Annotated in this window: 22 protein-coding genes and 2 rRNA genes (1 of these 24 cut by a window edge); 17 read left to right on the top strand and 7 right to left on the bottom strand. The window is 60.1% G+C overall.

Annotated features, from left to right (window positions below):
• The 12 genes from GU3_RS00825 to hemB form a co-directional block, all read left to right on the top strand.
• Nucleotides 1-967, top strand: a 23S ribosomal RNA gene (locus tag GU3_RS00825); it begins 1,924 nt to the left of the window's first position.
• An 87-nt stretch (nt 968-1,054) separates the two neighbouring features.
• A 5S ribosomal RNA gene (gene rrf, locus GU3_RS00820) occupies nt 1,055-1,169 on the top strand.
• A 128-nt stretch (nt 1,170-1,297) separates the two neighbouring features.
• Nucleotides 1,298-1,498 (top strand): 2-hydroxymuconate tautomerase family protein, encoded by a 201-nt coding sequence (locus tag GU3_RS00815; protein WP_014290657.1) that lies wholly within the window; start codon nt 1,298-1,300, stop codon nt 1,496-1,498.
• A gap of 70 nt (nt 1,499-1,568) precedes the next feature.
• On the top strand, nt 1,569-1,955 hold the full coding sequence (gene crcB / locus GU3_RS00810) for a fluoride efflux transporter CrcB (protein WP_014290656.1): 387 nt from the start codon (nt 1,569-1,571) through the stop codon (nt 1,953-1,955).
• Nucleotides 1,956-2,013: 58 nt separating this feature from the next.
• Entirely contained in the window at nt 2,014-2,769 is a 756-nt protein-coding gene (gene ubiE, locus GU3_RS00805) for a bifunctional demethylmenaquinone methyltransferase/2-methoxy-6-polyprenyl-1,4-benzoquinol methylase UbiE (protein ID WP_014290655.1), read from the top strand.
• Nucleotides 2,769-3,389, top strand: a complete 621-nt coding sequence (locus GU3_RS00800) for an SCP2 domain-containing protein (RefSeq protein WP_014290654.1) — start codon at nt 2,769-2,771, stop codon at nt 3,387-3,389. Before ubiE ends, GU3_RS00800 begins: the two co-directional genes overlap by 1 nt.
• Complete coding sequence (gene ubiB / locus GU3_RS00795) at nt 3,386-5,023, top strand: ubiquinone biosynthesis regulatory protein kinase UbiB (RefSeq protein WP_014290653.1); 1,638 nt, start codon at nt 3,386-3,388, stop codon at nt 5,021-5,023. The genes GU3_RS00800 and ubiB overlap by 4 nt, the downstream gene beginning before the upstream one ends.
• 83 nt (nt 5,024-5,106) lie before the next feature.
• Nucleotides 5,107-5,355 carry a Sec-independent protein translocase subunit TatA gene (tatA, locus tag GU3_RS00790; protein ID WP_014290652.1) on the top strand — a complete coding sequence of 83 codons (249 nt, stop codon included), beginning with the start codon at nt 5,107-5,109 and terminating at the stop codon, nt 5,353-5,355.
• Nucleotides 5,356-5,358: 3 nt separating this feature from the next.
• Entirely contained in the window at nt 5,359-5,712 is a 354-nt protein-coding gene (tatB, locus tag GU3_RS00785; protein ID WP_014290651.1) for a Sec-independent protein translocase protein TatB, read from the top strand.
• Nucleotides 5,709-6,455: a twin-arginine translocase subunit TatC gene (tatC, locus tag GU3_RS00780; RefSeq protein WP_014290650.1), complete on the top strand. Its 747-nt coding sequence runs from the start codon at nt 5,709-5,711 to the stop codon at nt 6,453-6,455. Before tatB ends, tatC begins: the two co-directional genes overlap by 4 nt.
• Nucleotides 6,452-7,237 (top strand): 3'-5' ssDNA/RNA exonuclease TatD, encoded by a 786-nt coding sequence (tatD, locus tag GU3_RS00775; protein ID WP_014290649.1) that lies wholly within the window; start codon nt 6,452-6,454, stop codon nt 7,235-7,237. Before tatC ends, tatD begins: the two co-directional genes overlap by 4 nt.
• A 2-nt stretch (nt 7,238-7,239) precedes the next feature.
• Nucleotides 7,240-8,253 (top strand): porphobilinogen synthase, encoded by a 1,014-nt coding sequence (hemB, locus tag GU3_RS00770; RefSeq protein ID WP_014290648.1) that lies wholly within the window; start codon nt 7,240-7,242, stop codon nt 8,251-8,253.
• On the opposite strand, the gene GU3_RS00765 is transcribed toward hemB, so the two are convergent.
• The 4 genes from GU3_RS00765 to rhlB all read right to left on the bottom strand — a co-directional run bounded on the left by GU3_RS00765 (nt 8,208) and on the right by rhlB (nt 13,285).
• Complete coding sequence (locus GU3_RS00765; protein WP_014290647.1) at nt 8,208-9,125, bottom strand: LysR substrate-binding domain-containing protein; 918 nt, start codon at nt 9,123-9,125, stop codon at nt 8,208-8,210. The two genes, hemB and GU3_RS00765, sit on opposite strands and share 46 nt — an antisense overlap.
• A gap of 2 nt (nt 9,126-9,127) precedes the next feature.
• Nucleotides 9,128-10,384, bottom strand: coding sequence for a D-serine ammonia-lyase (locus GU3_RS00760; RefSeq protein WP_014290646.1), 1,257 nt, complete (start codon nt 10,382-10,384; stop codon nt 9,128-9,130).
• Nucleotides 10,385-10,493: 109 nt separating this feature from the next.
• Nucleotides 10,494-11,975, bottom strand: coding sequence for a guanosine-5'-triphosphate,3'-diphosphate diphosphatase (gppA, locus tag GU3_RS00755; RefSeq protein WP_014290645.1), 1,482 nt, complete (start codon nt 11,973-11,975; stop codon nt 10,494-10,496).
• 5 nt (nt 11,976-11,980) lie between these two features.
• The gene (gene rhlB / locus GU3_RS00750) at nt 11,981-13,285 is read right to left on the bottom strand and encodes an ATP-dependent RNA helicase RhlB (RefSeq protein ID WP_014290644.1); all 1,305 of its coding nucleotides are present in this window, start codon (nt 13,283-13,285) and stop codon (nt 11,981-11,983) included.
• A 114-nt stretch (nt 13,286-13,399) separates the two neighbouring features.
• On the opposite strand from rhlB, the gene trxA reads away from it, so the two are divergent.
• The 4 genes from trxA to fre all read left to right on the top strand — a co-directional run bounded on the left by trxA (nt 13,400) and on the right by fre (nt 17,486).
• Complete coding sequence (gene trxA, locus GU3_RS00745; protein WP_014290643.1) at nt 13,400-13,726, top strand: thioredoxin TrxA; 327 nt, start codon at nt 13,400-13,402, stop codon at nt 13,724-13,726.
• 182 nt (nt 13,727-13,908) lie between these two features.
• The gene (rho, locus tag GU3_RS00740) at nt 13,909-15,174 is read left to right on the top strand and encodes a transcription termination factor Rho (RefSeq protein ID WP_014290642.1); all 1,266 of its coding nucleotides are present in this window, start codon (nt 13,909-13,911) and stop codon (nt 15,172-15,174) included.
• Nucleotides 15,175-15,288: 114 nt separating this feature from the next.
• Nucleotides 15,289-16,788: a 4-hydroxy-3-polyprenylbenzoate decarboxylase gene (gene ubiD / locus GU3_RS00735; protein ID WP_014290641.1), complete on the top strand. Its 1,500-nt coding sequence runs from the start codon at nt 15,289-15,291 to the stop codon at nt 16,786-16,788.
• A gap of 2 nt (nt 16,789-16,790) precedes the next feature.
• Complete coding sequence (gene fre, locus GU3_RS00730) at nt 16,791-17,486, top strand: NAD(P)H-flavin reductase (protein ID WP_014290640.1); 696 nt, start codon at nt 16,791-16,793, stop codon at nt 17,484-17,486.
• Between the two features lie 66 nt (nt 17,487-17,552).
• On the opposite strand, the gene GU3_RS00725 is transcribed toward fre, so the two are convergent.
• Genes GU3_RS00725 through ilvY form a run of 3 tightly spaced genes read right to left on the bottom strand, consistent with a single transcriptional unit; the run spans nt 17,553 to nt 18,959 of the window.
• Nucleotides 17,553-17,744: a hypothetical protein gene (locus tag GU3_RS00725; RefSeq protein ID WP_202798267.1), complete on the bottom strand. Its 192-nt coding sequence runs from the start codon at nt 17,742-17,744 to the stop codon at nt 17,553-17,555.
• Complete coding sequence (locus GU3_RS00720) at nt 17,731-17,997, bottom strand: accessory factor UbiK family protein (protein WP_014290638.1); 267 nt, start codon at nt 17,995-17,997, stop codon at nt 17,731-17,733. Before GU3_RS00720 ends, GU3_RS00725 begins: the two co-directional genes overlap by 14 nt.
• Before the next feature lie 59 nt (nt 17,998-18,056).
• On the bottom strand, nt 18,057-18,959 hold the full coding sequence (ilvY, locus tag GU3_RS00715) for an HTH-type transcriptional activator IlvY (RefSeq protein ID WP_014290637.1): 903 nt from the start codon (nt 18,957-18,959) through the stop codon (nt 18,057-18,059).
• A 135-nt stretch (nt 18,960-19,094) separates the two neighbouring features.
• Here ilvY and ilvC point away from each other — a divergent pair, with 135 nt between their 5' ends.
• A complete protein-coding gene (gene ilvC / locus GU3_RS00710; RefSeq protein ID WP_014290636.1) occupies nt 19,095-20,579 on the top strand; it encodes a ketol-acid reductoisomerase in 1,485 nt (494 codons plus the stop codon).
• Nucleotides 20,580-20,678 lie beyond the last annotated feature (99 nt).

The raw sequence follows: 20,678 nt of genomic DNA, 5'->3' as shown, positions 1-20,678 counted from the left end.
ATTCCTTGTCGGGTAAGTTCCGACCTGCACGAATGGTGTAACCATGGCCACGCTGTCTCCACCCGAGACTCAGTGAAATTGAAATCGCCGTGAAGATGCGGTGTACCCGCGGCTAGACGGAAAGACCCCGTGAACCTTTACTATAGCTTGGCACTGAACATTGACCCTACATGTGTAGGATAGGTGGGAGGCTGTGAAGCGGTGACGCCAGTTGCCGTGGAGCCGACCTTGAAATACCACCCTTGTATGTTTGATGTTCTAACTTAGCCCCCTTATCGGGGGTGAGGACAGTGCCTGGTGGGTAGTTTGACTGGGGCGGTCTCCTCCCAAAGTGTAACGGAGGAGCACGAAGGTTGGCTAAGTACGGTCGGACATCGTACGGTTAGTGCAATGGCATAAGCCAGCTTAACTGCGAGACGGACAGGTCGAGCAGGTGCGAAAGCAGGTCATAGTGATCCGGTGGTTCTGAATGGAAGGGCCATCGCTCAACGGATAAAAGGTACTCCGGGGATAACAGGCTGATACCGCCCAAGAGTTCATATCGACGGCGGTGTTTGGCACCTCGATGTCGGCTCATCACATCCTGGGGCTGAAGTCGGTCCCAAGGGTATGGCTGTTCGCCATTTAAAGTGGTACGCGAGCTGGGTTCAGAACGTCGTGAGACAGTTCGGTCCCTATCTGCCGTGGGCGTTGGATGATTGAGAGGGGCTGCTCCTAGTACGAGAGGACCGGAGTGGACGAACCTCTGGTGTTCGGGTTGTCACGCCAGTGGCACTGCCCGGTAGCTAAGTTCGGAATCGATAACCGCTGAAAGCATCTAAGCGGGAAGCGAGCCTCGAGATGAGTCATCCCTAGAGCTTCGAGCTCTCTAAAGGGCCGTCCGAGACCAGGACGTTGATAGGCAGGGTGTGGAAGCGCTGTGAGGCGTGCAGCTAACCTGTACTAATGACCCGTGCGGCTTAACCATACAACACCCAAGAAGTGTGAGAGACTTGCGGTCTCAAGACTACCAACAGATTCATCAAAGAAAGCTTTTTCCGAATTCAGTTTTATGCCTGGCGGCCATAGCGTTGTGGAACCACCTGACTCCATGCCGAACTCAGCAGTGAAACGCAACCGCGCCGATGATAGTGTGGCAGCTGCCATGTGAAAGTAGGTCACTGCCAGGCACCCATTCCAAAAGCCCGATACTGATGTATCGGGCTTTTTTCGTATCTGCTGCTCTCACCAAATTTGACTCAGTTCACATTTTTTACTCTAATGTCGGCTCGTTTTTCAGACATATAAAGGAAAAATCATGCCGATTCTCAATATTGCCCTGATCGAAGGTCGCAGCAATGAGCAGAAAGAAGCCCTGATTAGTGAAGTGACCGACGCCTGTGTTCGTGCCCTGGATGTGAAGCCCGAAACGGTGCGCATCCTGCTGCAGGACATCGCCACCCAGGACTTCGGCGTGGCCGGCGAGTCAGTACGGGCCAAGCGCGAACGCCAAGGCTGAGTCATTCGAGCATGGGTTTTTGAGCCCGACCGGCGTAAACTGAAGCCATCTTTTTTTACGCCGGTTCATCATGAAAACCCTGCTGTTTATCGCACTGGGCGGCGCCACCGGCGCCGTGTTGCGCTTCGTTATTACCGATCTGATGGGCCGTCTGCTCGGCCGTTCCTTTCCCTTTGGCATTCTTACCGTCAACCTGATTGGCTCCCTGCTGATGGGCATCCTTTTCGTGCTGGTACAGCAGCAGGCCATCAGCGCCCACTCCTGGCGCCCTTTCATGATGGTGGGCATGCTGGGTGCCCTGACCACCTTTTCTTCCTTTTCCCTGGATACGGTGCTGTTGCTTGAGCACGGTCACTGGGTAAAGGCCGGGCTGAATGTGTGCCTCAATGTGGTTTGCTGTATGATATTCACTTTTATGGGAATGCAGATCACCCACAGCCTGCTGGCTTCCCGTTAGTCCGGCCCGGGCATGTGCAGTACACTGCCCTACTTTGATTTTTACAGGTGTCTTGAGAATGTCAGAACAGCACAAGTCGACGACCCATTTCGGTTACCAGACCGTGAATGCCGAGGAAAAAGAGCAAATGGTGGCCAGCGTTTTCCATTCGGTGGCGGCCAAGTACGACGTGATGAACGACCTGATGTCTTTTGGCATTCATCGCCTGTGGAAACGCTTTACCATCGACTGCTCTGGCGTGCGTCCGGGACAGAAGGTACTGGATCTGGCCGGCGGTACCGGTGACCTGACCGCCAAGTTCTCCCGCATGGTGGGGGAGCAGGGCCAGGTGGTACTGGCCGACATCAACGACTCCATGCTCAAGGTGGGCCGTGACAAGCTGCGCAACAAGGGGCTGGGCAGCAATATTGCCTATGTGCAGGCCAATGCCGAGGCACTGCCTTTTCCCGATAACCATTTCGATCTGATCACCATCGCCTTTGGCCTGCGCAACGTCACCAACAAGGACAAGGCGCTGGCGTCCATGCAGCGGGTGCTCAAACCCGGCGGTCGCCTCTTGGTGCTGGAGTTTTCCAAGCCCCAGCACGAGATCATGAGTAAGCTGTACGACTTTTATTCCTTTAATGTGCTGCCCAAAATGGGGGCGCTGGTGGCTCAGGACAGCGACAGTTACCAGTATCTGGCCGAGTCCATTCGCATGCACCCGGATCAGGAAACCCTTAAGCAAATGATGGAAGAGGCCGGCCTGGAGCAGGTGGAATACTTCAACCTGACCGACGGCGTGGTGGCCCTGCACCGCGGGTTCAAGTTCTGATGAAGGCACTGCTGTTGCCGTTGCTGAACGGCACCCTGGAAACCGCCATTAATCGTCTGTTGCTGCAGGACCCCGCCCGGGCGAAAAAGCTGCAGCCTCTGAACGGCCGGGTATTACAGTTGACCCTGACGGAGCTGGCCAGTTTCTATCTGGTGTTTACCGCTGGCCGGCTGGAGCTGCTGGGCCATTACGAAGGCAAGGTCGACAGCCACCTCAGCTTGTCGTTCAACGCCCTGGGCCTGCTCAAGGACAAGGGACTGTTGATGCAGTATATTCGTGACGGTCGCCTCGATCTTGAAGGCGATCCCCAGCCCTGGCAGGAGTTGAGCACCATTATTCGGGAAACCCCCGTCGATATTGAAGAATGGCTGGTGCCCTATACCGGCGACGTGCTGGCCCATCTGTTGTGCCGCCATGGTCGCGAGGTGAAAACCGCCCTTACCTATCGTCTGACCGGTGCCCGCTCACACCTGGGCGATTATGTCCGCGAAGAAGCCCGGCTGGCGGTGGGGCCGCTGGAGCTGGCCGACTTCGGTGACGAGGTCGACGCGCTGAGCAAACGACTGAACCGCCTGCAGGGACGCCTGGCGGCACTGACCGACAAGGTGACCCATTCATGAGAAAACTGCGGGAGCTGCGCCGTCTTTACCAGATTGGCCGTACCCTGTTCGACTATGGCCTGGATGAACTGATCCCGATCCGGCTGCAGATCTGGCCGGCGCGCATGGCGCGTAAAAGTCTGTTCTGGCTGAAGAACAAGCATCCGGACTTGTCTCGGGGCAAGCGCATTCGCCTGGCCCTCGAGAGCCTGGGCCCGGTGTTCATCAAGTTTGGCCAGATGCTTTCCACTCGCCGGGATCTGCTGCCGCCGGACATCGCCGAAGAGCTGGCCCTACTGCAGGACCGGGTTCCGCCCTTTGACGGCCGGCTGGCACGCCAGCAGATAGAGCGCAGCCTGCGTCAGCCCATTGAAACCCTGTTTGACGACTTCGACGAAAGGCCCCTGGCCTCGGCGTCCATTGCCCAGGTGCACACCGCCCGGCTGAAAACCGGTCAGGACATCGTGATCAAGGTGATCCGTCCCGGTATTGAACGGGTGATCGAGGCCGACGTCAGCCTGATGCACTCCATGGCTACCCTTATTGCCCGCCTGGTGCCCGAGCGCAGCAGCCGCCTGCGACCGGTGGAAGTGGTGGAGGAGTATCGCAAGACCCTGCTCGACGAGCTCAATCTGTTGCGGGAAGCGGCCAATGCCATTCAGTTGCGGCGCAACTTCGAAGGCTCCCGCACCCTTTATGTGCCGGAGATCCATTCCAGCTATTGCCATGAAAACGTGCTGGTGATGGAGCGCATCTACGGCATTCCGGTATCAGACATCGACGCGCTGGAAGCCAACGGCACCAACATGAAGCTGCTGGCCGAGCGGGGGGTGGAGGTATTCTTTACCCAGGTATTCCGCGACAGCTTTTTTCATGCCGACATGCACCCGGGCAATATCTTCGTGTCTTACGACCACCCGGAGGATCCCCAGTGGATCGGCATTGACTGCGGCATTGTCGGCACCCTCAACCGGGACGACAAGCGTTACCTGGCGGAAAACTTCCTGGCCTTTTTCAACCGGGATTACCGCAAGGTGGCCGAGCTGCACGTAGAGTCCGGCTGGGTGCCGGCGGATACCAAGGTGGAGGAGTTCGAGTCGGCCATTCGTACCGTGCTCGAGCCCATCTTTGAGAAGCCCCTGTCCGAGATCTCCTTTGGGCATGTGCTGCTGAATCTGTTCAACACTGCCCGCCGCTTCAACATGGCAGTACAGCCGCAGCTGGTGCTGTTGCAAAAAACCCTGCTCTATGTGGAGGGGGTGGGCCGGCAGCTGTATCCCCAGCTGGATCTGTGGAAAACCGCCAAGCCCTTTCTGGAAGACTGGATGCAGAAGCAGGTGGGCTACAAGGCGGTGATCAACGCCGTCAAGGAAAAGGCGCCCTACTGGGCCGAGAAACTGCCCGAGATCCCCGAGCTGGTGTACGATGCCCTGCGCCAGAGCAAGCTGCAGCAACGCCAGATGGCAGGATTGTACGAGCGCTACGCCGGGCACGACCGACGCCGGGCCCAGGGCCAGTTTTTACTGGCGATGGGCGCCTCCACCCTGCTGGCCAGCACCCTGTTGCTGGGCATGAATGAAAGCCGGCTGGCCACGTCTGGTCTGGTGCTGACTTTGGTTGTATGGTGGCTGGGATGGCGACGCATCGCACGATAGTTTGATCCGCTATCAAATATTCGTCATTTGCCTGCAATATAATGGTTTTTTATCGTTTACTGTTTGTATAGGAAAGGTGAGTTATGGGTGGAATCAGTATTTGGCAACTGCTTATCGTGGTACTCATCGTGGTGCTGTTGTTCGGCACCAAGAAACTGCGGGGCATGGGCAGTGATCTGGGTTCGGCGGTCAAGGGCTTCAAGAAGGCCATGAGCGACGAAGATCAGGGCAAGAAGGACGCCGACTTCGAGCAACAGAAACTGGCAGACAAAAAGGAACAGGGCGAGTCACTGAACGAGCAGGACAAAGCCAAAGACAAAGATCGGGTATAAGTCATGTTCGATATCGGTTTTTGGGAGCTGGTGGTGATTTCGGTGATCGGCCTGGTGGTGCTCGGGCCGGAGCGCCTGCCCGTGGCCATTCGCACCGTATCCCGGATGTTTAAAACGGTACGCGATACCGCCAATGCGGTGAAAACCGAGTTATCCCAGGAGCTGAAAATGGAAGAGCTGCACCGGGATCTGAAAAAGGCCGAGCAACTCGGCATGAAGGATCTCAGCCCCGAGTTGCAGCAATCCCTCGATCAACTGAAAGACGCCGCCGCTTCGGTTAACCGGCCCTATGCAAAGGGCCCTGAGCAGAGTGCGGATGAACCTGCCAACACTGAGCCCCGGAAACCTTCTGAATGACTGAATCACAGCAGCCCCTGATCAGCCACCTGGTGGAGCTGAGGACGCGTCTGTTGCGTGCTCTGGCCGCGGTACTGGTGGTGTTTCTGGGCCTGGTTTACTTTGCCAACGACATCTATACCCTGCTGGCCACGCCGTTGCTCAGGCAGTTGCCGGAAGGGGCCGGCATGATCGCCACCGGGGTGGCCACGCCTTTCCTGACGCCGCTCAAGCTGACGCTGATCGTCTCCTTTTTTGCCGCCATTCCCATCGTGCTCTATCAGGTGTGGGCCTTTATCGCGCCAGGCCTGTACAAGCATGAAAAACGGCTGATTGCGCCTCTGGTGTTTTCCAGCGCCCTGTTGTTTTACGCCGGGGCCGCCTTTGCCTATTTCGTGGTGTTTCCGCTGGCCTTTGGTTTTTTCACCAGCATGGCCCCGGAAGGGGTGACCATCGCCACCGACATCGCCAGTTATCTGGACTTTGTACTGGGGCTGTTTATCGCCTTTGGCATCGCCTTTGAAATTCCCATCGCCACCATACTGCTGTGCTGGACCGGGGTCACCACGCCAAAGGATCTGGCCGCCAAGCGACCCTACGTGGTGGTGATCGTCTTTATCGTCGGCATGCTGCTCACGCCGCCCGATGTGATCTCCCAGACCCTGCTGGCCATTCCCATGTGGCTGCTGTTTGAAATCGGCGTCTTTTTTGGCCGCTTCTATGTGCGCAAAGAGGAAAACGACGAGCAGGAGCCCACCGCGTGATCGACATTGGCGTTAACCTCACCAGCTCCCAGTTTGATAAAGACAGGGAAGCGGTGCTGGCCCGGGCCGAGGCTGCCGGCGTGACTGCTTTAGTGCTGACCGGCACCAACCTGGCGGAAAGCCGGGCGGTGGCTACGCTTGCGGCCGGCCGGCCGGGCTTTTGCTATGCCACCGCCGGGGTGCACCCCCACGACGCCAAAACCTTTGATGACGCCACACCGGATGAGCTGCGCCGGCTGGCTGCCGAGCCTCAGGTGGTGGCCATCGGCGAGTGCGGCCTCGATTTCAACCGGGACTTTTCGCCCCGGCCCCAGCAGGAGGCCGCCTTTGAAGCCCAGCTGGCCCTGGCCGCCGAGCTGCAATTGCCGGTATTTATGCACTGCCGGGATGCCCATGATCGCTTTATGGCCATCCTCGGGCCCTGGCGCGCGCGCCTGCCAGCGGCGGTGTTGCACTGCTTTACCGGCACCGAGGATGAGTTAAACGACTGCTTGGCGCTGGATTTGCACATCGGCATTACCGGCTGGATCTGTGATGAGCGCCGGGGCGCCGAGCTGCAGCGGCTGGTGTCGTTGATCCCGCCTGAGCGGCTGATGATGGAAACTGACAGCCCCTATCTCATTCCCCGGGATCTGTCGCCCAAGCCCGCTTCGCGCCGTAATGAACCCGCCTACCTGCCCCATATTGCCGGCCGCATTGCCGCCTGCCGGGGTGAAGACACCGCCGGCCTGATCGCCGCCACCACGGCGACCAGCCGGGCCTTTTTTCAACTCCAGGAGTGAACATGACCAAACAAGTTCTGGGAGGCTTTCCCGGCCGCCGTCTGCGCCGTTTGCGCAAGCACGATTTCAGCCGTCGTCTGGTGCGCGAGCACACCCTGACCGTGGACGATCTGATCTACCCGATGTTCGTGCTGCCGGGCATTCAGCGTCGTGAAGCGGTGGCCTCCATGCCCGGTATTGAGCGGCTGTCCATCGATCTGCTGCTGGAGGAAGCCGCCGAGCTGGTGGCTCTGGGAATTCCGCTGATCGCCCTGTTCCCGGTAGTGAATCCGTCCGAAAAGTCCTTGCTGGCGGAAGAAGCGTACAACCCCGACGGCCTGGTGCAGGAAGCGGTGCGTGAGCTGAAGGCCGCCTTTCCGGCGCTCGGCATCATGACCGACGTGGCGCTGGACCCGTACACCGTACACGGCCAGGATGGCATTCTCGATAAAGACGGCTACGTACTCAATGACGTCACCACCGAGGTGCTGGTGAAGCAGGCGCTCAGCCACGCCGCCGCCGGTGCCGATATGGTGGCCCCGTCCGACATGATGGACGGCCGCATCGGCGCCATTCGCCAGGCGCTGGAAGAGAACGGCTTTATCAACACCCAGATCATGGCCTACTCCGCCAAGTACGCGTCCAACTACTATGGCCCCTTTCGCGATGCGGTCGGCTCTGCCGGCAACCTCAAGGGGGGCAACAAGGCGACCTATCAGATGGATCCCGCCAATACCGACGAGGCGCTGCAGGAAGTCGCCTTCGATCTGGAGGAGGGGGCCGACATGGTGATGGTCAAGCCGGGCATGCCCTATCTGGATGTGGTGCGTCGGGTCAAGGATCAGTTCGGGGTACCGACCTTTGCCTATCAGGTGAGTGGCGAATACGCCATGCACATGGCGGCCATTCAGAACGGCTGGCTCAAGGAAAGGGAAACCATCATGGAGTCGCTGCTGTGCTTCAAGCGCGCCGGCGCCGACGGCATTCTCACCTACTTTTCCAAGCGGGTGGCGCAGTGGCTGAAGGAGCAGGACTGAGCCAGCAGCCAGTCTCGAAAGGCCCCGAATACCGGGGCCTTTTTTTGTTCGGCCGGGTACGCCAGCCAGTAGCGGCAGGGGGCGGCCACCGCCGGGCCAAAGGGGGCGACCAAGATACCGGCAGCCAGCCTGGCAGCCACCAGATGACCGCGGCCCATGGCCACGCCGAGCCCGGCCTGGGCGGCCTGCACCGCCAGCTCGGTCTGGTCAAAATACAGATGCTGCTCGCCCATGGACAGGGTTTGCCGCTCCAGCCAGTACTGCCATTCCGCCTCGGGCCGACAACCAAACCAGGCACTGGCGTCGTGCAGCAAGCGGGCCTGCTGCAGGCAGCCCGATCCCAGCGTGGATAAATAGTCCGGGCTGCAGACGGGGATCAGGGTTTCGGTCATCAGGGCATCGTGAGCCAGGCCGGGGGGCGGGGCGGGCAGGTAATAAAGGGCGCCATCCCAGCGGCTGGCCCCGAAATCCACCTGAGCGTTGCCCGTGACCAGGCTGAGCCCCAGCCCGGGATAGCGCTGATAGAAGTCCGCCAGCCGGGGCAGTAGCCAGCCCTGTGCCAACCCCGGTACGGCATGGAGTCGCAGTTGGCCGCGCGGGCCGGGCTGCTCCAGCTGCGCGAGGATGTTGTCGATTTGCCCCAGGCTCTGGGCCAGGGTCTGGTAGAGGGTTTCGCCGCGCTCGGTTAGCACCAGGCCCCGGGGCAAACGCTGGAACAGGGGAAACCCCAGCTCTTCTTCCAGCTTGCGCATGCGATGGCTGACGGCGCTGGGCGACAGGTGCAACAGCTCGGCGGCCCGGGCAAAGCTCAGCTGCCGGGCACAATGCAGGAAACAATGCAGGGCGGCGAGCCGCCCTCCCTGCAGGCGCATGACTAGGCCTGCCCCTGGTGACAGTAAGCCTGGTATTCCTCCGCCGGCACCATGCTGCCGCCGGTCAGCCACAGCAGATGATGGGCCCGGGCGGCTCGCGACTGCCACTGTGGTTGTTGCAGTAGCAGTTGCAAACCGCCGGCGCCGGCCATGGCCGAGGGCTCGGCCTGAATGCCTTCGCTGTCCTGCAACAGTGCCAGTAGCCGGAACAGCTGGAGGTCTTCCACCGTCATGGCGCCGGCCAGCAGGGGTTGCATCAGCCTACAGACCAGGGCCGAGGGCCGGCCCACCGCCAGGCCGTCGGCGGCGGTGCGGTTGCTGAGACCGATGTCTTCCACCGAAACCTCTGCTCCCTTGCCGGTCATCATGCCCAGCAGCACGCAGGGGGACTGCACCGGCTCGACAAAAAAGCAGTGAACATGGGGACCGAATTCCTGCTTCAGGCCGTAGGCCACGCCGCCGGGGCCGCCGCCGACACCACAGGGCAGATACACCATCAGCGGGTGCTCGGCACTGGGCATGATGCCCTGGGCAGCCAGTTGGGCCTTGAGCCGGCGGCCGGCCACGCCATAGCCGGTGAACAAGTCGAGCGAATGTTCGTCATCGACAAAGTGGCAATCGGGATCCTGCTCGGCTAGGCGCCGGCCCTCGGCCACCGCCCGGCTGTAGTCGTCCTCATATTCATGGACCCGGACGCCCAGCTGCCGAAGCCGGTCTTTTTTCCATTGGCGGGCATCGGCAGACATGTGCACATCCACCTGAAAGCCCAGGTGGGCCGCCATGGTGCCGATACTGAGACCGAGATTGCCGGTGGAGCCCACGGCCAGGGTATGGCGGGCGAACAGGGCGCGGACCTCCTCGTCCAGCAGACGCCGGTAATCCTGCTCCAGATGCAGCAGGCCGGCGTTGAGCGCCAGTTCTTCGGCGTATTTCAGCACTTCGTGAATACCGCCCCTGGCCTTGATGGAGCCGGAAATGGGCAGTTCGTTGTCCCGTTTCAGCCACAGGGTGCCGGTGATGGGCATGCCCCAGACGCTTTCCAGGGCGGCGGCAAAATCATCGGCCCGGCTCAGCGGGGATTCGATAATGCCGTCGCCGGTGTCGGGAAACAGGGCGCGAATACAGGGGGCGAAACGGGTCAGGCGTTCGGCGGCCTGGCGAATGCCAATGTGGTCATCGGCGGCGGCACCGGAATGGTAGCCGGGATTGTGCCAGAAACAGGGTTGGGCCGAGCGCAGGCGAGTATCAAGGGTGGTCACCGGGGGTCTCCTATCAGGGGCTGGACTTCAGCTTAGCCCCGGGGCATCAGGACGACAAAAGGAATGATTGCATGGCTGGGGTGAACGCCATTCATGCCCGAAGGCCGCGTTAGGCTTCCACCACTTCCAGCGGCCAGCCCAGCGCGCTCTGGCGTTTGGCCTCTGCGCGCAGCTCGCTGGCGCGCAGGTGATGGCAGTCACACCAGCCGGCGGGCAGGGTCAGAATGAGCCGCGCTCCCTGCTGTTGCAGCCGAAACTCGGGCACCGTGCCCCGGGTGCGGCGCAGGCACAGAATAATGGCCAGGCGCAGCAGCCGGGCCAGCAAGATGGCGGATGCGGTGTCCAGGGCGCACTGCGCCTGCAGGGCGGCCAGGTGAAACTCATCCCGCTGGTTGAGCAGCAGGGCGGCCAGCAGTCGCTGCTGAGGCGCGGTAAATCCCGGCAGGTCAACATGGCGGATAATGTAGGCGGCGTGCTCGGGGGCGCGTTTGTATGCGATGCACAACCCCAGCTCGTAGAGCATGGCGGCCCGGGCCAGCATGCAGGCGGCGTCGCGCTCCAGGTCGGGCTGCAGTTGTTTCAGGGCCAGTAGCGCGGTGTGGCGCACCCGCTCCCCCTGTTCGCGATCCAGCTGGTAGCGGGCGATCAGGCTGTCGATGGTTCTGTCCTGGGCGTCGCCGTCCTGGCGGGTGCCGAGCATGCCATAGACCAGGCCTTCGCGCAGGGCGCCGCCGGCCAGCACCATGTGCTCAATGGCCAGGGTATCAAACAGGGCGATCAGAATGGCCAGGCCCGAGGCAAACACCGGCACCCGTTCGCAGGCCAGGCCGGGCAACTGCAGCCGGTTCACCTGGCCGCAGGCCACCGTCTGGGCTTTCAGCCGGTGGAGTTTGGCCAGGGTGATGTGTTCGTTTTCGCCCTGGGCCATCATGATTTCCTGAATGGCCTGTACCGTGCCCGAAGCGCCTATACAGTGCTGCCAGCCCAGCTTGAGATAGCCGGCGGCCACGGTTGCCAGCTCGGCTTGAGCGGCGGCAATGGCCCGCCCAAAATTGGCCTCACTCAGTTTGCCGTCGGGAAAATAGCGGTGCAGCCAGGTGACACAGCCCATGTTCAGGCTGTTGAGCAGGCTGGCCGAAGGGCCTTCGCCGATCACCAGCTCGGTACTGGCCCCGCCGATGTCGATCACCAGCCGCCGGCCGGTGCCGGAGGAGGTCCAGGCCACCCCCTGGTAAATGGTGGCGGCTTCCTCTTCACCGGAAATGATGCGCACGGGATGGCCGAGAATGGTCTCGGCCTGTGCAAGAAACTCACTGATGTTGGTGGCCAGGCGCAGGGTGGCGGTGCCCACAATACGCACCTGGCCGGCGGGCACATCCTGCAGTTGTTCGGCGAACAGCCGCAGGCAGTCCCAGCCCCGCAGCATGGCCTCCCTGTCCAGACTGCCGTCCGGCTGCAGGCCGGCGGCCAGGCGCACCTTGCGCTTGACCTTGGCCAGGGTGCGGCAGGCGCCTTCCACCTGCTGCACCACCAGCATGTGGAAGCTGTTGGAGCCGAGATCAATGGCCGCATACAGCGACGGGTTCACCATCAGGGTCAGCTCCGGCTGCCCTGGGGACGGCGGCGACGATTACCGGAGGGAGGACGCCGGTTGCCACCCTGGCGATCCCGTACGTTACGGTTCACTGCGGCCCGGTGATGATGAATGTGCCGGGGCGGCGTCACGTCGGTCAGCAGGGCGTCGCGGTCGTACTTGCTCACCGGAATTTCATGCTCGATATAGGCTTCCACCGCCGGCAGGTTGAACACGTACTCTTCGCAGGCAAAGCTGATGGAGTGCCCGCTGGCGCCGGCCCGGCCGGTGCGGCCGATGCGGTGCACGTAGTCTTCGGCGTCGTCGGGCAGATCGTAGTTGAACACGTGGGTGACGTCGGGAATGTGCAGGCCGCGGGCGGCCACGTCGGTGGCCACCAGAATGTCGAGGGCGCCACTGGTGAAGTCTTCCAGGATCTTGAGCCGCTTTTTCTGGGGCACATCACCGGTCAGCAGGCCCACTCTGTGGTGGTCGGCCTTCAGCCAGGCGTAGACTTCCTCGCAGCTGTGCTTGGTGTTGGCAAAGACGATGGCCTTGTCGGGCCACTCTTCTTCCACGAGGGTGAGCAGCAGCAGCATTTTTTCTTCCTGGGCCGGATAGAACAGCTCTTCCTGAATGCGGACGCCGGTTTTCTGCTCCGGCTCCACTTCAACATGCTCGGGGCTGTTCATGTGCTCGTAGGCCAGCTCCTGTACCCTGAGTGACAGGGTCGCGGAGAACAGCATGTTCTGACGCTGGCTGGCCGGCGGCATGCGACGGAACAGAAAGCGGATGTCCTTGATAAAGCCCAGATCAAACATGCGATCCGCTTCATCCAGTACCACTACCTGAATGGCGTCGAGGCTGATCACCTTCTGCTTGAAGAAATCGATGATGCGGCCGGTGGTGCCGATCAGAATATCGACGCCGGCGTCTAGCACCTCCACCTGCTTTTCATAACCTTCGCCGCCATAGGCCAGGCCCAGCTTGAGGCCGGTACTGGCGCTCAGGGTATCGGCGTCGTTATGGATCTGTACCGCCAGTTCCCGGGTCGGGGCCATGATGATGGCACGGGGCTGGTTGGTGTTGCGGTTGGCGGGAGCGGGGGTGGTCAGCAGATGGTTAAAGGTGGCGGCGAGAAAGGCGATGGTTTTGCCGGTGCCGGTCTGGGCTTGCCCGGCAATGTCCTTGCCTGCCAGCAGGGGCGGTAACGACAGCGCCTGTATCGGCGTGCAGTGGTGAAATCCCTTGGCTTCCAGTCCGGCCAGCACTTGCGGCTGCAGGCCCAACTGGGCGAATTTTGTTTCGGTAAGGTGTGTTTTGCTCATAGCGTTCAGATTATCAGGTTAGGCTTGCAATAATAAACAGGATCATTTGAAATAGGGCAACTAAATTGCCCCTTTGTTGTGTGTTTGTGGGGCAAAGACTGACTGGAGTTGGAGATGAGTGACAAAATTGTTCAGCTGACCGATGCCAGCTTCGATGCGGATGTCATCAAGGCTGAAGGCCCGGTACTGGTAGATTTCTGGGCTGAGTGGTGTGGTCCCTGCAAGATGATCGCCCCTATCCTGGATGAGGTGGCCGGTGAATATGAAGGCAAGGTGACCGTCGCCAAGCTGAATATTGATCAGAACGCAGAAACCGCTCCCAAGTACGGCATTCGTGGCATTCCCACCCTGTTGCTGTTCAAGAACGGCGAAGTGGCGGCCACCAAGGTCGGTGCCCTGTCCAAGACTCAGCTGAAAGAGTTCCTGGACGCCAACCTGTAAGTCCGGCAAGGGGTGCGCAAGGCACCCCTTGTGGTTTTTGCTAGACGCTTTTTCTTTTTGGTGCTAGTTTGTTGTTCGTTTGCTAGCCTATTTTGTGCCTTTAAGGCTCTTCTTAATCAATACATCAATCCGGCAGATTTTTCTGACCATTTGACATTCCTGGTTGATAGACACTCACCACTATGAATCTGACTGAACTCAAGAATACCCCTGTATCTGAGCTGATAAAGCTTGGGGAAAACATGGGCCTGGAAAACCTCGCCCGTCTGCGCAAGCAAGACATCATCTTTGCTATCCTCAAAGCCCATGCCAAAAGTGGTGAAGATATCTTCGGTGACGGTGTGCTCGAAATTCTGCAGGACGGCTTCGGCTTTCTGCGCAGCGCCGACTCCTCCTACCTCGCGGGCCCCGACGATATTTATGTGTCTCCCAGCCAGATCCGTCGTTTCAACCTGCGTACCGGCGACACCATCTCCGGCAAGATCCGGCCGCCGAAGGAAGGCGAGCGCTATTTCGCCCTGCTCAAGATAAGCGAAGTCAACTACGACAGGCCTGAAAGCTCCCGCAACAAGATCCTGTTTGAAAACCTCACGCCCCTGCATGCCAACGAGCGCATGAAGATGGAGCGGGGCAACGGCTCGACCGAAGACATTACCGCCCGGGTGCTGGATTTGGCTTCCCCCATCGGCAAGGGGCAGCGGGGCCTGATTGTGGCGCCGCCCAAGGCCGGTAAAACCATGCTGCTGCAGAATATCGCCCAGAGCATCACCTACAACCACCCCGAATGTGTGCTGATCGTGCTGCTCATCGACGAGCGTCCGGAAGAAGTGACCGAGATGCAGCGCATGGTCAAGGGCGAAGTGATTGCCTCTACCTTTGACGAGCCGGCGGCCCGCCACGTGCAGGTGGCCGACATGGTCATCGAAAAGGCCAAGCGCCTGGTGGAGCACAAGAAGGACGTGGTCATTCTGCTCGACTCCATCACCCGTCTGGCCCGGGCCTACAATACCGTGGTGCCGAGCTCCGGCAAGGTACTCACCGGCGGTGTGGACGCCAACGCCCTGCACCGGCCCAAGCGTTTCTTTGGTGCGGCCCGTAATGTGGAAGAGGGTGGCAGCCTGACCATCATCGCCACCGCCCTGGTGGAAACCGGCTCCAAGATGGACGACGTCATCTACGAGGAATTCAAGGGCACCGGCAACATGGAACTGCACCTGTCCCGCAAGATCGCCGAGAAGCGAGTCTATCCGGCCATCGACATCACCCGTTCCGGCACCCGCCGGGAAGAGCTGCTCACCACCCCGGACGAGCTGCAGAAGATGTGGATACTGCGCAAGATTGTCCATCCCATGGGCGAGATTGACGGCATCGAGTTCCTCATTGACAAGCTGGCCATGACCAAGACCAACGATGAGTTCTTTGAGGCCATGAAGCGTCAGCAGAAGTAACGTATTGTTTTAGCATGAAAAAACCGCGGCCTGTCCGCGGTTTTTTGTTGGCGATACAAGCCCGTCTCAACCGGGTATAATCCTCAAGCCACTCGATACACTCGGAACAAGCCTATGAAATACAAGGATTTGCGAGACTTTATCGCGCAACTTGAAGCCCAGGGGGAGCTCAAGCGCATTCATCAGGAGATCGATCCCTACCTGGAGATGACCGAGATCTGCGACCGCACCCTCAAGGCGGGCGGTCCGGCGCTGCTGTTTGAAAACCCCAAGGGCTTTGATATGCCGGTGCTGGGTAACCTGTTCGGTACTCCCAAACGAGTGGCCATGGGCATGGGGCAGCCGGACGTCAGCGCCCTGCGCGAAGTGGGCCGCTGGTTGTCCTACCTCAAGGAGCCGGAGCCGCCCAAGGGTCTGAAGGAGCTGATGGAAAAGCTGCCCATCTTCAAGCAGGTGCTCAATATGCCGGTCAAACGGCTGAAAAAGGCGCCCTGCCAGGACGTGATCCAGGAAGGGGATGAGGTGGATCTGACCCGCATTCCGGTACAGCACTGCTGGCCGGGCGACGCTGCACCGCTGATCACCTGGGGCCTGACCATTACCCGTGGCCCTTATAAAAAGCGCCAGAACCTGGGGATTTACCGCCAGCAGGTACTGGGCAGAAACAAGGTGATCATGCGCTGGCTCAGCCATCGCGGCGGGGCGCTGGACTTTCGCGAGTGGCAGGAAGCCCACCCGGGTCAGCCTTATCCGGTGGCGGTAGCCCTGGGCGCCGATCCGGCCACCATCCTCGGGGCCGTGACGCCGGTGCCCGACACCCTGTCGGAATACGCTTTTGCCGGTCTGCTGCGCGGCAGCCGCACCGAGGTGGTCAAGTGCATTGGCTCCGATCTGGAAGTGCCCGCCAGTGCTGAGATTGTGCTCGAAGGCCACATCTATCCCGGCGAGATGGCGCCGGAAGGCCCTTATGGCGATCACACCGGTTACTACAACGAAATTGACGAATTCCCGGTGTTTACCGTGGAGCGCATTACGCGCCGGCGCGACGCCATTTATCATTCCACCTATACCGGCCGCCCGCCCGATGAGCCGGCGGTGCTGGGCGTGGCGCTGAATGAGGTGTTCGTACCCATACTGCAAAAGCAGTTTCCGGAAATCACCGACTTCTATCTGCCGCCGGAAGGCTGCTCCTACCGCATGGCGGTGGTGACCATGAAAAAACGCTACCCCGGCCATGCCAAACGTGTCATGCTGGGCGTTTGGTCGTTTTTACGACAATTCATGTACACCAAGTTCGTTATTGTGTGCGACGACGATATCAATGCCAGAGACTGGAATGACGTGATCTGGGCCATTACGACCCGAATGGACCCGGCGCGGGATACCACATTGATCGAGCACACGCCCATCGATTATCTGGATTTTGCCTCGCCGGTCTCCGGTCTGGGCTCAAAAATGGGCCTGGATGCCACCAACAAGTGGCCGGGTGAAACCAATCGGGAATGGGGGCAACCCATAGTGATGACGGACGAGGTCAAACAACGGGTCGATGCGCTGTGGGACCAACTCGGTATCCTGAACGCGAGTGCAGAACAGAGTGAGATCAAAGGATAGTCATGCAAAAAATAAGCTGTAATGTCGAAGCGCTCCACGAAATGGCCGACACCCTCTGGTATGTGCGGCTGAAGCCGGAGCAGGCGGTGGACTTTCATCCGGGTCAGTACCTGCTGGTGGTAATGGCGGACGACGACAAGCGTCCCTTCTCCATTGCCAACAAGCCCCAGCAAAACGGCGAGATTGAGCTGCACATTGGCGCCTCTCCCGACAATACCTACGCCATGCAGGTGCTCAAGCGCATGCAGGAGCAGGGTCAGATTGAGGTGCAGCTGCCGGCGGGCAAGGCCTATCTGCGCGAGTCGCGCCATCCGGTGATCCTGATGGCCGGCGGTACCGGTTTTGCCTATACCCGTTCCATTTTGCAGCAGATGCTGGCCGACGGCCTGCACAAGCCGGTCTTCATTTACTGGGGGGTGCGTCATGAAGAGCATCTTTATGCGCACAATGAGCTGACGGCCTGGGCCGCCGAGCACAAGGAGCTGACCTATGTGCCCGTGGTCCAGAACGGCAACGAGCACTGGCAAGGGCGCAGTGGCCTGGTGCACGAGGCCATTATGGAAGACTTTCCCAGCCTGACCGGTTACGACATTTACGTGGCCGGCCGCTTTGAAATGGCCGGTGTGGCCCGGGAAGCCTTTAAAGAGAAGGGCGTGGATGCCGAACGCCTGTTCGGTGACGCCTACGAGTTTATTTAAACTCGCGTTCTTGCTTGCTGAGATGACATCAATGCCGGGCGTGCCCGGCATTGTGCGTTTTGAGGGTCAGTCGCCGCCGGGGCTCTTGTGTTCTGCGCTGTGTTCAACAAAGGGGCTAAGGTCGAGCCGACGAATGGCATCCATGGCCAGCTCAAGGCGGCCTTGCTGGCACAGTCCCAGCAGGCCGCCTTCTTCATAGGCATTCAGGGCGGCGGTCAGGCAGGCCTGGCGCAGCTGTTCGGCTTCATTCCTGGTCACTGCGGCCATCGGCCAGTTGCTGTTCCAGCAGGGCCAGGCGGGTTTCCAGCTCGTTCAGCTTTTCCCGGGTGCGCAGCAGTACCTTGGTCTGCACGTCAAATTCTTCCCGCGTCACCACATCCAGCTTGCCCAGCTGGGATTGCAGTACGGTGCGAATGCGCTTTTCTGCTTCCTCACCCATGTTTTTCAGCCCGGAGGGCAGGTTGCTTTGGATCTGTTTGGCGATCTCTTCCAGTTTTTTCGGGTCCAGCATGGTCGCTCTCCTTGAAATATTGCTGCCATTGTAACCCATGCCCAGGGGCGGCACACACCCTAATCATGGGGCTCGGGATTGCCCTGTTGCAGGGCAATCTGGCGAAAAGCGCGGATCAGCGGATCCTCCAGCTGTTTTTTCAGCAGGCAGACCCCCACCTCAAAGGGTTTGAGATCCGGAGTCACCGCCAGCCGCCGAATCTTGTCGGCCATGGGACTGTGGCGAATGACCGCCGTCGGCACCAGGGCCACGCCGCAGCCCAGCGCCACCATGCCGACAATGGCCTCGTTGCCGGCCACTTCCGCGTAGATGTGGGGGCTGATGCCCTTGTTGCGAAACCACTGGTTGGTGCGTTTGCGGGCGACGCCCTGCTCCGGCAGGATCACCGGAATACGGCTCCAGTCGGCGGGGCTTTGTTGCAACAGCTCGTTGGCCAGGCAGGGAATACGCGGGGCGATAAACACCAGCGGCACCGTTTGCAGCCGAATGAATTCCAGTTTGGCGGGCAGGGCGTCGGGGCGGGCGGCAATGGCCAGATCCGACTCCTCCTGCAACACCTTGTCGATGGCGAGGGCGGGATCCCCTGTTTCCAGGCGAAGCTCCAGCTGCGGGTAGCGGGTGCGAAAGCGGGCCAGAATGTCGGGCAGCAGGAAGTAGCTGGCGGTGACCGAGCAGAACAACCTGAGCCGGCCCTGCAGCGGGCTGTCGTTGTGGCGCAACTGGTCGCGCAGGTGCTGCCACTCCGCCAGCCAGTCACCGGCAAATTGCTGCAGCCGCAGACCCGCCGGGGTCAGCGCCACGCTGCGGTTGTCGCGCAGCAGCAGCTCGCAGCCCACTTCCTGCTCCAGCCGCTGAATGGCCCGGCTCAGGGTGGACGGACTCACCGCCATGGCGTCGGCGGTACGGCCAAAATGCAGACTCTGGCTGAGATGAACAAACAGTTCCAGGTTGCGTAAATCCATCACGTTGCACCAAATGAAATACTCTGTTTCGAATATATCATTTCAGGCAACGAATTGCCTGGGGTATAGTGCTGGGGTCGTCACCGAAAACGGTGCAAGCATTCAAAAATAACGGATTAATTGGAGCAAAAGGTCATGGCTAACTATTTCAATACCCTGAACCTGCGTCAGCAGCTCGAGCAGCTGGGCAAGTGCCGTTTCATGAACCGCAGCGAGTTCGCCGACGGTTGCAACTACCTGAAAGGCAAAAAGGTGGTTATCGTCGGTTGCGGCGCTCAGGGTCTGAACCAGGGTCTGAACATGCGCGACTCCGGTCTGGACGTCTCCTACGCCCTGCGTGCCGAAGCCATTGCCGAGAAGCGCAAGTCGTTCGTGCAGGCCACCGAGAACGGCTTCAAGGTCGGCACCTATGAAGAGCTGATCCCCACCGCCGATCTGGTGATGAACCTGACCCCCGACAAGCAGCATACCTCTGCCGTTAACGCCGTTATGCCGCTGATGAAAGACGGTGCCGCCCTGGGCTACTCCCATGGTTTCAACATCGTGGAAGAAGGCATGCAGATCCGTAAAGACATCACTGTGGTGATGGTGGCGCCCAAGTGCCCCGGCACCGAAGTACGCGAAGAGTACAAGCGTGGCTTTGGTGTACCAACCCTGATCGCCGTTCACCCGGAAAACGATCCCAAGGGCGAAGGTCTGGCCATCGCCAAGGCCTGGGCCTCTGCCACCGGCGGCGACCGTGCCGGCGTGCTGGAATCTTCCTTCGTGGCCGAAGTGAAATCCGACCTGATGGGTGAGCAGACCATCCTGTGCGGCATGCTGCAGGCCGGTGCCATCGTGTGCCACGAGAAAATGGTGGCCGACGGCATCGATGCCGGTTACGCCGGCAAGCTGATCCAGTTCGGCTGGGAAACCATCACCGAGGCCCTGAAGCAGGGCGGCATCACCAATATGATGGATCGCCTGTCCAACCCCGCCAAGATCAAGGCCTTTGACCTGGCTGAAGAGCTGAAAGAGCTGATGCGCCCGCTGTTCAACAAGCACATGGACGACATCATTGAAGGCAACTTCTCCGCCGGCATGATGGCCGACTGGGCCAAGGACGACCACGACCTGCTGACCTGGCGTGAAGAAACTGCCGAAACCAGCTTCGAGCAGTACCCGGCCACCGACGTGGTGATCGGCGAGCAGGAATACTTCGACAACGGCATCCTGCTGGTGGCCATGGTCAAGGCCGGCGTCGAGCTGGCGTTCGAAGCCATGACCGCGTCCGGTATCATCGACGAGTCCGCCTACTACGAGTCGCTGCACGAGCTGCCGCTGATCGCCAACACCGTAGCGCGCAAGCGTCTGTACGAGATGAACGTGGTGATCTCCGACACCGCCGAATACGGTAACTACCTGTTCGCCAACGCCGCCGTGCCGCTGCTGCGCGAACACTTCATGCCGAAAGTGGGCACCGACGTGATTGGCAAGACCATCACCGTTGAGTCCAACTCTGTCGACAACCGTCGCCTGATCGACGTGAACGAGGCCATTCGCAACCACCCGGTGGAAATCATCGGCAAGACCCTGCGTGCCTACATGACCGACATGAAAAACATCGCCGTTGGCGGTTAAACAAACAAAACGATAAACAGAGCGGTAACAGGGAGACTTCGGTCTCCCTTTTTTGTTTGGTGAGCAGGGATTTGGGAATGGGGATTAGGGACTGGCGGT

The sequence above is a fragment of the Oceanimonas sp. GK1 genome, from assembly GCF_000243075.1.
Classification (GTDB): Bacteria; Pseudomonadota; Gammaproteobacteria; order Enterobacterales; family Aeromonadaceae; genus Oceanimonas.
Note: the sequence above shows the minus strand (reverse complement) of the source record. Positions and strands in the feature narration are given on the sequence as shown.